This window comes from Roseomonas rosulenta (genome assembly GCF_016106005.1).
Lineage (GTDB): Bacteria > Pseudomonadota > Alphaproteobacteria > Acetobacterales > Acetobacteraceae > Neoroseomonas > Neoroseomonas rosulenta.
The window spans coordinates 1-10,018 of record NZ_JACADR010000163.1; the positions used below are offsets into that span (position 1 = coordinate 1).

Sequence of the window (10,018 nt, forward strand, 5' to 3'; positions counted from 1 at the left end):
CTGCGGCATGAAGCGCAGCGTCCGCGCGCGGGCGGGCTGCGCGGTGGCGGGCCGGGCCGTCGCGGCGGCGGCGGCGGTGGCGAGCAGCGTGCGGCGATGCATTCCTCGTTCCCTCCCTGGGCGGCGCGGGGAACGGGGGGGCCGGGTCGCGGCCGCGCGTCGCCCGTGGCGGGAGGACGCGCGGACGAACGGGTGGCACCGTTCCCTACACCGGTCCGAACCGGATCAGGTTCCATGGGTCGCGGGTGAAGCCCGCCTCTCAGCCCCCGGACGGGGCTCCCCAAGGTGTCCGGCACCTTCATGCGCCGCCGCTGCGCGGCGTGCAAGGGCGGGGATGCGCGGCGCGGCCGCTCGGCTAGGATGCGACCGGCAAGGGAGGAACCCCGATGGACACCACGACGCTGCCCCCCGTGATCCGGCTGCACCCCGAGGATGGCGTGGTGATCGCGCGCGCCGTGCTGATGCCCGGCACCGCCGTGGCGCCCGGCGTCACGGTGGGCGCGCGGCGAATCCCGGCCGGGCACAAGGTGGCGGTGCGCACGCATGCGAAGGGCGAGCCGATCCGCCGCTACGGCCAGATCATCGGCTTCGCGACCGATGCGATCGAGCCCGGCGCCTGGGTGCATACACATAACTGCGAGATGGGCGACTTCGCGCGCGACTACGCCTGGGGCGTGGATGCGAAGCCGACAGCCCATATCGACCCGCCCGCGACCTTCATGGGCATCCGCCGGCCGGATGGGCGGGTGGCGACGCGCAACTACATCGGCATCGTGACCAGCGTGAACTGCTCGGCCCATGTGGCGGAGCTGATCGCGCGGCAGTTCGAGCGCAACCCGATCACCGGCCATGACCCGCTGGAAGCCTGGCCGAATGTCGATGGCGTGGTGGCGCTGACGCACAAGACCGGCTGCGGCATGACGATGGACGAGCCGCTGCGGGTGCTGCGCCGCACGCTCGCGGGTTTCGCGCGGCATGCCAATTTCTCGCATGTCATCGCGATCGGCCTCGGCTGCGAGGTGAACCAGCTCGGCCCGATGCTCGAGGAACAGAAGCTGACCGGGCGGCTGCGCAGCATGGACATCCAGGACAGCGGCGGGTCGCGCGCGACCGTGCTGAAGGGGATGGAGTTCGTGCGCGAGGTGCTGGCGGAATCCAACACCGCGACGCGCGTGCCGGTGCTGGCATCGGAACTGTGTGTGGCGCTGCAATGCGGCGGGTCGGACGGGTATTCCGGCATCACCGCCAACCCGGCGCTGGGCGCGGCGAGCGACCTGGTGGTGCGCCACGGCGGCACGGTGATCCTGAGCGAGAGCCCCGAGACCTATGGCGCCGAGCACCTGCTCACGCGCCGCGCCGTCTCGCGCGAGGTCGGGCAGAAGTTGGTCGACGTGATGAAGTGGTGGGAGGACTACACCGCGCGCGAGGGGGCGGAGATGAATGCTAACCCCTCGCCTGGCAACAAGGCGGGCGGGCTCACCACCATCCTGGAGAAGTCGCTGGGTGCGATGGCCAAGGCCGGCACGACCAACCTGGTCGAGGTGTATCGCTACGCCGAGCCGGTCACCGCCAAGGGCTTCGTGTTCATGGACACGCCGGGCTACGACCCGGTGGGCGCGACGGGCCAGGTGGCGGGCGGGGCGAACCTGGTCTGCTTCACGACCGGGCGCGGCAGCGTGTTCGGGATGAAGCCGGCGCCGTCGATCAAGCTCGCGACCAATACCGCGATGTACGAGCGGCTGAGCGAGGACATGGACATCAACTGCGGCGGCATCGTCAGCGGCGGTGAGACGGTGGAGGCCTGCGGCCAGCGCATTTTCGACCTGATGCTGCGCACCGCATCGGGCGAACGGACGCGCAGCGAGGCTATGGGTTTCGGCGCGCAGGAATTCGCCCCCTGGGTTCTGGGCGCGACGATGTGAGGACCCTCGCCCTCGCCGGGGGCGTGGCGGCGGTGCTCGCCATGCTGGGCTTCGTCGCGGCCGCGATCGCCTCGGCGGTGCGCGCGGTGAGGATCGGCGGCTTCCGGCTGCTCTTCGGCGGCCTGGCCTGGATCATCCCGCCCGACGACATCCCGGCGGCCGCGCGACCGCATCTGCGCAAGGCATTGACGCGCTGGCTGAGGGCGATGGGCTGCATGATCCTGGCCGCCGGCGCCTTTGCCCTCGCGATGGCATCGGCATGACCCTGGCGGAGATCATCGCCGCGGCGCAGCGGCTCGATGCCGCGGGCATGATGCCGTCGAAGTCCGGCAACCTCTCGCTCCGCTGCGAGGGCGGCTTCATCGTGACGCCCGCGGGCCTGCCCTATGCGCAGATGACCGAGGCCGACCTCGTGCAGGTCGATGCCGCAGGCGCGGTCCTGCGTGGGGACCGCAGGCCGTCCTCGGAATGGCGACTGCATGCCGCGATCTACGCGGCACGGCCGGAGACGGGGGCGGTGGTCCACACCCACAGCCCGCGCGCCACGGCGCTGTCCTGCGCGCGGCACGGCATCCCGCCCTTCCACTACATGGTGCTGCTGGCCGGCGGCGATGTCCGCTGCGCGGCGCACGCGACCTTCGGCACGGCTGCACTTGCGCGCAACTGCGTCGCCGCGCTGGAGGGACGCCGCGCGGTGCTTCTGGCCAATCACGGGATGGTCGCGGTGGGGACGACGCTCGCCGCCGCCCTGACACTGGCCTTCGAGGTGGAGAACCTCGCCGGCCAGTATCTCGACCTGCTGGCGGCCGGGCTGGAGCCGGTACTGCTGACCGCGCAGGAACTTGCCGAGGCGGCCTCACAATTCGCCGGCTATGGACGCGCGATCTGACGTGGCCTCACGCCCTGCGCGGCGGCACCACGTCGGCGAAGATCTCGTAGGTCTTCCAGGCGGGCTCGACGCGCGGCGCGCCGCAGCGCGGCACGTGGGGGGAGGCTTCGAGCACCTGCATGCGCGGGATGTTGCGCGGGCAATTGGGGAAGATGTCGACCGGCGTGACCCGCACCAGCGCCTGGCCGCCCTCGAATTCCGCCAGCAGCGGGTCGTCGAGCACGACCTCAGCCGTGCCGTTCACGCGCAGCCGGCGCGGCTTGTCCTCCATGCCGATGAACAGCAGCCCGACATGCGGGTTGGCGCGGATGTTCCCCAGGCTCTTGAACATCCCGTTGCCGTCGTAGTCCGGGAACACCAGCAGGTCGGGTGCGACCACGCGCGCCAGGCCCGCGTCGCCGCCCTTGTAGGAACAGTCCGGGTGACCCTCGGCATCCGCGGTCGCCAGGAAGAAGAACGGGAGGGAGGCGACGAAGGCCGCGTCCTCCTCGGTGAAGGCGGCGCGGCGTATGCGCTGTTCCATGCGGTCCGCCAGCGCACGGGTGCCGAAGGCGTCCTGCAGGTCGCGGTTGCCCTGATGGTACATGGCCATGGCCTTGCCCTCCGGCACCCACGGCAGGCGGACGCTCACGGGCGCGGCGCGGAGGCTACGCCCGGCGGGCCCCGCGGCGCGAGGGAAACCCGCGTGGTGGCGGCTTTGGCGACCTTCGGTTGAAGTGCGGCCCCGGCCTTGATCGCGGCCGACGGCTCAGCCGACAGGGCCGCGGGTGATCGCGGTGAGCGGGGCGTTGTAGCTGCGATACGTCGCCGTGATGCCGGTGATGCCCGCCTTCGCGAGCCGCGCGGCGTGCTTCGCGTGATAGGCCTCGGCCGCCGCGCGCGAGCGGAACAGGTAGATGCCGCCGGCCCGCTTCTCCTCGGCCGATTCGGTCCAGATCTTCCAGAGCAGCTCGGGCTCGGCGGCGATGTCCTCGGCCAGCGCCCGGATCGCCGCTGCCTGCTCCGGCCCGCCGGGCGGGCGGGCCGGGAAGTCAAAGATCACGAGCGCCGGCGCCTCGGTCAACGGCGCTGCTGCTGTTGCTGCTGGCGCGGCGCGGGCGGAGGAGCGAGCAGCGCCTCGATCTCGACCAGGCGGCCGATGTCGAATTGCAGGTAGCAGGCGGCGCGGTCGGCCGGCGCGTTCTCGGCGCGCTCGGGGTTGCTGCCGGCGAAGTCGCAGCGGCGGTCGCGATAGGTCGCCCAGGCCGCCTGGACGTCGGCCAAGGCGGCGCGGCGTGCGGGGTCCTGCTGCGTCGCGAGCAGGCGCTCCACCGCGGTGTCGAGCCGGGGCGCGATCGTGGCCCGCTGCGCATCCATGCAGCGCGCCGCCAGCGCCGTGTCCTGCGACTGGCCCATGCAGCTGCGCATGTTGCGCTCCACCTGCTGGCCGAGGTCGTCCTGGCGCGGCGCCGGCTGGCGTTGCTGCTGCTGCGCCGCCGCCACGCCGGGCACCAGCGCCAGTGCCAGCATCACCACGCGGATCATGGCGAGGCCACCAGCTTCTGCTGCTGCTCGCCCAGCCCGGCGATGCCGAGTCGCATCACCTGCCCGGGCTTCAGGAAGACCGGTGCCGGCTTCTTGCCGAGGCCCACGCCCGGCGGGGTTCCGGTGAAGATCACGTCGCCCGGGTTCAGCGTGATGCACTGGCTGACATAGGCGATGATCTGCTTGACCCCGAAGATCATGGTGCGGGTGGAACCATCCTGCTGGCGCACGCCGTCCACGTCGCAGAACATCGCGAGGTTCTGCGGGTCGGGGATCTCGTCCTTGGTGACCAGCCAGGGACCGAGCGGGCCGAAGGTGTCGAAGCCCTTGCCCTTGTCCCAGGCGCCGCCGCGCTCGGCCTGCCATTCGCGCTCGCTCACGTCGTTGCCGACCGCATAGCCCGCGACGTGGTCGAGCGCGTTCTCCTCGCTCACGTACTTGGCGCGCGTGCCGATGATGACGGCGAGCTCGACCTCCCAGTCGGTCTTCACCGAGTTGCGCGGGATGACCACGTCGTCATTCGGCCCCGACAGCGCATTGAGCGACTTCAGGAAGACGATCGGTTCCTTGGGGATGGGTGCGCCGGTCTCTGCCGCGTGGTCTGCGTAGTTGAGGCCGATGCAGACCAGGTTGTTCATGCCCGTCACGGGCGGACCCAGGCGCGGGTTGCCCGCGACCTTGGGCAGCGTTGCAGGGTCGATCGCGGCGATCTTCGCGAGCACGGCGGGTGCCAGCGCATCGCCCGTGAGGTCGGACACGACGCCCGAGAGATCACGGATGGCGCCATCCGAATCCAGCAGCCCGGGCTTTTCCTGCCCGGAGGCTCCGTAGCGCAGCAGCTTCATCGTCGTGTTCCTGACCGTGTCGTTGGCGCCGACACCATGGCAGGGAGCGGCGACGGCCGGAAGGGCCGCCGCCGGTGGCGGTCAGACCCGCCGCGGCGCCCCGCGCACATGGCCGAACAGGGCGAAGCCCGCGGCCACGAAACCCAGCGCGACCGCCTGGTTCGGGGCCATGACCAGGGAGCCGTTCCAGATCAACAGGCCGACGAGCATACACAGGCAGCCGAGCGACATGAAGGCGGGCATGGCCGCTTCGTCGACGATGCCGGCGAGGATCACCGCACCCATCATCGCAAAAAGTGGAACGGCGAGTTCAAACCCCATGATGCAAGGCCTCCCTTCGGCTGACTTTTCTGTTTCTCACAACGTCCAGCCGCCGTCTATGACGATGGCCTGGCCGGTCACGAAGGCGCTCTCCTCGGCAGCGAGGTAGACGACCAGCGCCGCCATCTCCTCTGCCGTCGCGAGGCGGCCCATCGCCTGGCGGGCGATGAAGGCGGCGCGGGCCGCCTCGAGCGAACCGGCGGCGGCGGCGTTGGCGCCGATGCGCTCGTGCAGGGAGGGCGTGTCCACCGTGCCCGGGCACAGGCAGTTGCAGCGGATGCCCTGGCCCACATACTCGGTCGCGATCGACTTGGTCAGGCCGATCACCGCCGCCTTGGTGGTGCCGTAGAGGAAGCGGTTCGGCGCGCCCTTCACGGACGAACAGGCGCTCGACATGTTGACGATCGACCCGCGGCCGCGCTCCACCATGCCGGGGATGAAGGCGCGCGCCACCTTCCACATGGCGCGCACGTTCAGCGCGAAGCCGAAATCCCAGTCCTCGTCCGTGCAGGTGAGGATGGTGTTCTGGTGCACGAAGCCGGCGCAGTTGAACAGCACGTCGATCGGGCCGGCCTCGCGCGCGGCGCGCTCCACCGCGGCATCGTCCAGCACGTCGAGCGGCAGGTGCGTGAGGCCGCGCGCGCCGAGCTCGCCGACCTTGTGCGCGTCGCGGTCGGTGGCGATGACGGTGGCCCCTTCGGCGGCCATGGCCAGGGCGGCGGCGCGGCCGATTCCCTGGCCCGCGGCGGTGACGAAGCAGCGCTTTCCAGCCAAGCGTCCTGTCATGTCAGTGATTGTGCCGGCTTTCGCCGCGCGTCTCCAGGATGTTGAGGTAGAGCGTCGCGGGTTCGAGGCAGCCGCCGGTGCCGAGGCTGCCGACGGAGTTGCGGTAGATCTCCTCCCACGGGGTCTTGTTGAGGATCTCGGGCTGCTTCCAGGCGGCGCGGCGCGCGGCGAGCTCCTCGGCCGGGATCAGCACGTCGACCTTGCGGGTGTTGAGATCGATGCGGATCGGGTCGCCATCCTTCAGCAGTGCGAGCCCTCCGCCGACAGCGGCCTCGGGCGAGACGTTGAGGATCGAGGGCGAGCCCGAGGTGCCCGACTGCCGCCCGTCGCCCATGGTGGGCAGGGCGGTGATGCCGCGCTTCAGCAGCGCCGCGGGGGGCTGCATGTTCACCACCTCCGCGGCACCCGGATAGCCCACGGGGCCGCAGTTGCGGATCACCAGCACCGTCTTCTCGTCGATGCCCGAAGCCGGGTCCTCGATGCGCGCGTGGTAGTCCTCGGGGCCTTCGAAGACCGCGACCTTGCCCTCGAAGACATCGGGCGGGTCGGACAGGAAGCGGTCGCGGAAGGCCTTGTCGATCACGCTGATCTTCATCACCGCATTGTCGAAGAGGTTGCCGGATAGAACCACGAACCCGGCGCGCTCCTTCATGGGCTTCGCCAGCGGGCGGATCACCTCCGGGTCCGGGGCCGCGACCGCAGCGAGGTTCTCGGCCAGCGTGCGGCCGGTCACGGTCATGACGTCGCCACGCAGCAGCCCGGCGTCGAGCAGCTGCTTCATTACCGCCGGCACGCCGCCGGCGCGGTAGAAGGCCTCGCCCAGGAAGCGCCCGGCGGGCTGGCAGTCCACAAGCAGGGGAATGTCGGCGCCCACGCGCTGCCAGTCCTCGACGGTGTGGTCGACGCCCATGTGGCGCGCGATCGCGACCATGTGCACCGGGCAGTTGGAGGAGGCACCGATGGCCGACGCCACGGCCACGGCGTTCTCGAAGGCCTTCTTCGTCATGATGTCGGAGGGGCGGAGATTCTCCTCCACCATCCGCACGATGCGCCGCCCGGTCTCGTAGGCGATCTGACCGCGCTGGCGGTACGGGCCCGGGATGGCCGCGCAGCCGGTCAGCGACATGCCCACCGCCTCGGCCAGCGAGTTCATCGACAGCGCCGTGCCCATGGTCGAGCAGTGCCCGACCGACGTCGCGCTCGCCGCCACCATCTCGATGAAGGTGTCGTTGTCGATCTCCCCGGCGGCGAGCATCTTGCGCGCCTCCCACACGATGGTGCCGGAGCCGGCCAGGCGCCCCTTCCACCAGCCATCCAGCATCGGTCCGCCGGACAGGCCGATGGCGGGGATGTTCACCGTGGCCGCGCCCATGAGCTGCGCCGGCGTGGTCTTGTCGCAGCCCAGCGTCAGCACGACGCCATCCATCGGGTAGCCGTGCAGGATTTCGACCAGGCTCAGGTACTGCAGGTTGCGATCGAGCGAGGCGGTCGGGCGCTTCAGCGTCTCCTGGATCGGATGCACAGGGAATTCGAGCGGCACGCCGCCGGCATCGCGGATGCCCGCCTTCACGCGTTCGGCGAGCGCGATGTGGTGGCGGTTGCAGGGCGCGATGTCCGAGCCCGTCTGCGCGATGCCGATGATCGGGCGGCCCGACTGCAACTCGCCGCGCGTCATGCCGAAGTTCAGCATGCGCTCGACATAGAGCGACGTCATGCCCGGGTCGGTCGGGTCGTCGAACCAGCGCTGGCTGCGCAGCCGGAAGGGCCGCTTCGTCTGGTCGTCCGGCGCCATCACGCTTCCCCCGTCAATCCTTGGGGGAAGCGTGGGTCGCGCCCGGCGGCGCTGTCAACCGTCAGGGATAGTTGATGTCGGTCAGGTTGCAGGTGTTGATCTGCATCCGGTCGATGTTGCGCCCGCCTTCGACAACGATGCGGATGTCGTTGACGCACTGCCCGTCCGGCAGGCGCACGACGAAGGACTGGCCGGGCGGCAGGACATTGGCGCCGAGATGGTCGCGGCCCCAGTTGCTGTCCGCCGAGGAGGAGACGTAGATCTCCATGATCGTCTGGTTCGACCGGTTGTTCAGGCGAAAGGACGGATCGGTCGTCTGCGCCTGGGCAGCGCCAGCGAGGCCGAGGACGAGGGCGGCGACGGTCGCGGCGGTGTCGAGGCCGAACAGGGCGCGACGAGAGGTCATGTGCGTGTTCCGTGAATCGTCGCCCGATCGGCGACGTGTCCAGTCTCGCGCGCGCAGGCTTGCCTGTCGATGAACCGATTCATGCGGAGCACGGGGCGGCCCCCGGCGCTACGCGCCTGCGGCTTCCTCGAGGAAGCCTTGAACGGTGGCGAACAACGTGCCCCGGTTGCGCTCCATCAGCAGCGTGTGCGTGCCCTCGCCCAGCATCACCAGGCGCTTGCCCGGGCTGTTGTTGAGCAGCGGAAACAGCGCGGCCGCCATGGCGGGCGGCGTGTCGCGGTCCCATTCGCCCACCACCAGCAGCGCGGGCGCGGTCACCTTGGAGGGGTCCCAGGTCGGCCGGCCGGCCATCTCGAATTCCCGGAAGTCCTGGATCACGCCGTTGGGCGCGCGCAGCACGGGCGGGTTGCGGCGCAGCCCCTCGGGGTCGGTCGACCACGTCACGCCGGCCCAGTGCTCGAACCAGCCGGGCGGGATCAGGCCGGCGCGCTTGCCCTCGGGCACGCCTTCGAACCAGCGCTGGCGCGCCTGTGCCTGCGTCACTGCGCGCCAGGCGCCGAGCGGCGGCGCGGTGCCGGTCGCGGCCGGGCTTGCACCTGCCGGGATCCAGGGCGGGGCCACCAGCACCAGGCGCTCGACCGTGGTCGGGCTGTCGGCGGCGAAGCGGCCCATCAGCGTGCTGCCCCAGGACCAGCCCATGTGGATGATGCGCGGCGTGTTGCGGTGCTGGCGGATGAAGCCTGCCACGGCCGAGATGTCGGCCAGCGCGGTGTCGCCGCGCACGATCGGTGGGTTCGCCTCGGGCGGCTGCGCCATTTCGGGCGGGCGCGTGCTGCGGCCATAGCCGCGGATGTCCATGCACCACACGTCGAAGCCGCGCCCGGCGATGTAGTCCATCCATGACAGGCCACCCAGCGGCAGGTCGAAGGCGGTATGCGCCGGATAGGTCGCGCCATGCACGAACAGCAGCACGCGCTGCGGCACGAAGGCGGTCATCGTGCCGGGGCGCTTGTTGCGCACGAACAGCTCGATCCCCGGGTCGCCGGAGGGGACCATGTATTCCTCGGTCAGGATCTCGACGCTCTGGGCCTGCGCCTGCGCGGCGATGATGGGCGCGGCGAGGACAGGGGTCGCGATCAGGGCGCGTCGGTGCATGGCGGCCTCGTGAAATGGTTCCCCGATAGATAGCGCGGCCGTTGGCGATGCGCACCGTCCGGGTCTAAGGGAGGCGCATGGACGCCGGGAGCATGGCGGCGCCGGGCCTGCCCGTGCGCCCGGGATGGCGCGCGGAAGCGGCTGCGACGCTGCGACTCGCGCTCCCGATCATCCTCACCAACCTGTCCCAGATGGCGCTGGCGCTGACCGAGACGGTGCTGCTCGGCCGCCTCGGCACCGAGGCGCTGGCCGCCGGCATGCTCGCGGTCAGCCTGCATTTCGCCCTGCTGGCGCCGGGCTTCGGCCTGGCCCTGGCGGCGGCCCCGCTGCAGGCGCAGGCACGCGGGGCGGGGCGGCTGCCGGGTGTCGCGGGGCGCG

At 70.9% G+C, this 10,018-nt stretch carries 13 protein-coding genes and 1 riboswitch; of the genes, 4 read left to right on the forward strand and 9 right to left on the reverse strand.

Annotation, left to right across the window (positions count from 1 at the left end):
- Nucleotides 1-184: 184 nt before the first annotated feature.
- Nucleotides 185-293, reverse strand: a riboswitch (TPP riboswitch).
- Between the two features lie 93 nt (nucleotides 294-386).
- From HW578_RS17465 to HW578_RS17475, 3 genes are read left to right on the forward strand one after another with little or no spacing between them, the layout of a single operon-like run.
- Entirely contained in the window at nucleotides 387-1,922 is a 1,536-nt protein-coding gene (locus HW578_RS17465; protein WP_198371892.1) for a UxaA family hydrolase, read from the forward strand.
- Complete coding sequence (locus tag HW578_RS17470) at nucleotides 1,919-2,185, forward strand: hypothetical protein (protein WP_198371893.1); 267 nt, start codon at nucleotides 1,919-1,921, stop codon at nucleotides 2,183-2,185. Before HW578_RS17465 ends, HW578_RS17470 begins: the two co-directional genes overlap by 4 nt.
- Nucleotides 2,182-2,811, forward strand: coding sequence for a class II aldolase/adducin family protein (locus HW578_RS17475; protein WP_198371894.1), 630 nt, complete (start codon nucleotides 2,182-2,184; stop codon nucleotides 2,809-2,811). Before HW578_RS17470 ends, HW578_RS17475 begins: the two co-directional genes overlap by 4 nt.
- A 7-nt stretch (nucleotides 2,812-2,818) precedes the next feature.
- Here the strand turns inward: HW578_RS17475 and HW578_RS17480 are convergent, their stop codons facing one another.
- The 9 genes from HW578_RS17480 to HW578_RS17520 all read right to left on the reverse strand — a co-directional run bounded on the left by HW578_RS17480 (nucleotide 2,819) and on the right by HW578_RS17520 (nucleotide 9,640).
- Entirely contained in the window at nucleotides 2,819-3,403 is a 585-nt protein-coding gene (locus HW578_RS17480; RefSeq protein WP_198371895.1) for a pyridoxamine 5'-phosphate oxidase family protein, read from the reverse strand.
- A gap of 156 nt (nucleotides 3,404-3,559) precedes the next feature.
- Nucleotides 3,560-3,874 carry a YdhR family protein gene (locus HW578_RS17485; protein WP_232479064.1) on the reverse strand — a complete coding sequence of 105 codons (315 nt, stop codon included), beginning with the start codon at nucleotides 3,872-3,874 and terminating at the stop codon, nucleotides 3,560-3,562.
- A complete protein-coding gene (locus HW578_RS17490) occupies nucleotides 3,871-4,335 on the reverse strand; it encodes a lysozyme inhibitor LprI family protein (RefSeq protein ID WP_198371896.1) in 465 nt (154 codons plus the stop codon). Before HW578_RS17490 ends, HW578_RS17485 begins: the two co-directional genes overlap by 4 nt.
- Entirely contained in the window at nucleotides 4,332-5,180 is an 849-nt protein-coding gene (locus HW578_RS17495) for a fumarylacetoacetate hydrolase family protein (protein WP_198371897.1), read from the reverse strand. The genes HW578_RS17490 and HW578_RS17495 overlap by 4 nt, the downstream gene beginning before the upstream one ends.
- 81 nt (nucleotides 5,181-5,261) lie before the next feature.
- Complete coding sequence (locus HW578_RS17500) at nucleotides 5,262-5,501, reverse strand: hypothetical protein (protein ID WP_198371898.1); 240 nt, start codon at nucleotides 5,499-5,501, stop codon at nucleotides 5,262-5,264.
- Nucleotides 5,502-5,537: 36 nt separating this feature from the next.
- Nucleotides 5,538-6,287, reverse strand: a complete 750-nt coding sequence (locus HW578_RS17505) for an SDR family oxidoreductase (protein WP_198371899.1) — start codon at nucleotides 6,285-6,287, stop codon at nucleotides 5,538-5,540.
- Between the two features lies 1 nt (nucleotide 6,288).
- Complete coding sequence (locus HW578_RS17510) at nucleotides 6,289-8,079, reverse strand: IlvD/Edd family dehydratase (protein WP_198371900.1); 1,791 nt, start codon at nucleotides 8,077-8,079, stop codon at nucleotides 6,289-6,291.
- Nucleotides 8,080-8,140: 61 nt separating this feature from the next.
- Complete coding sequence (locus HW578_RS17515) at nucleotides 8,141-8,485, reverse strand: hypothetical protein (protein ID WP_198371901.1); 345 nt, start codon at nucleotides 8,483-8,485, stop codon at nucleotides 8,141-8,143.
- A 108-nt stretch (nucleotides 8,486-8,593) separates the two neighbouring features.
- Nucleotides 8,594-9,640 carry an alpha/beta hydrolase gene (locus tag HW578_RS17520; protein ID WP_198371902.1) on the reverse strand — a complete coding sequence of 349 codons (1,047 nt, stop codon included), beginning with the start codon at nucleotides 9,638-9,640 and terminating at the stop codon, nucleotides 8,594-8,596.
- Nucleotides 9,641-9,717: 77 nt separating this feature from the next.
- Between HW578_RS17520 and HW578_RS17525 the strand changes: the two genes are divergently transcribed.
- The coding region (locus HW578_RS17525; RefSeq protein WP_255529084.1) for an MATE family efflux transporter at nucleotides 9,718-10,018 on the forward strand (301 nt) is incomplete at its 3' end.

Coding starts and splice junctions, on each gene's coding strand:
- HW578_RS17475 (WP_198371894.1), top strand. CDS start 2,182: ATGACCCTGGCGGAGATCATCGCCGCGGCGCAGCGGCTCGATGCCGCG.
- HW578_RS17520 (WP_198371902.1), bottom strand. CDS start 9,640: ATGCACCGACGCGCCCTGATCGCGACCCCTGTCCTCGCCGCGCCCATC.
- HW578_RS17510 (WP_198371900.1), bottom strand. CDS start 8,079: ATGGCGCCGGACGACCAGACGAAGCGGCCCTTCCGGCTGCGCAGCCAG.
- HW578_RS17465 (WP_198371892.1), top strand. CDS start 387: ATGGACACCACGACGCTGCCCCCCGTGATCCGGCTGCACCCCGAGGAT.
- HW578_RS17500 (WP_198371898.1), bottom strand. CDS start 5,501: ATGGGGTTTGAACTCGCCGTTCCACTTTTTGCGATGATGGGTGCGGTG.
- HW578_RS17490 (WP_198371896.1), bottom strand. CDS start 4,335: ATGATCCGCGTGGTGATGCTGGCACTGGCGCTGGTGCCCGGCGTGGCG.
- HW578_RS17495 (WP_198371897.1), bottom strand. CDS start 5,180: ATGAAGCTGCTGCGCTACGGAGCCTCCGGGCAGGAAAAGCCCGGGCTG.
- HW578_RS17515 (WP_198371901.1), bottom strand. CDS start 8,485: ATGACCTCTCGTCGCGCCCTGTTCGGCCTCGACACCGCCGCGACCGTC.
- HW578_RS17505 (WP_198371899.1), bottom strand. CDS start 6,287: ATGACAGGACGCTTGGCTGGAAAGCGCTGCTTCGTCACCGCCGCGGGC.
- HW578_RS17480 (WP_198371895.1), bottom strand. CDS start 3,403: ATGGCCATGTACCATCAGGGCAACCGCGACCTGCAGGACGCCTTCGGC.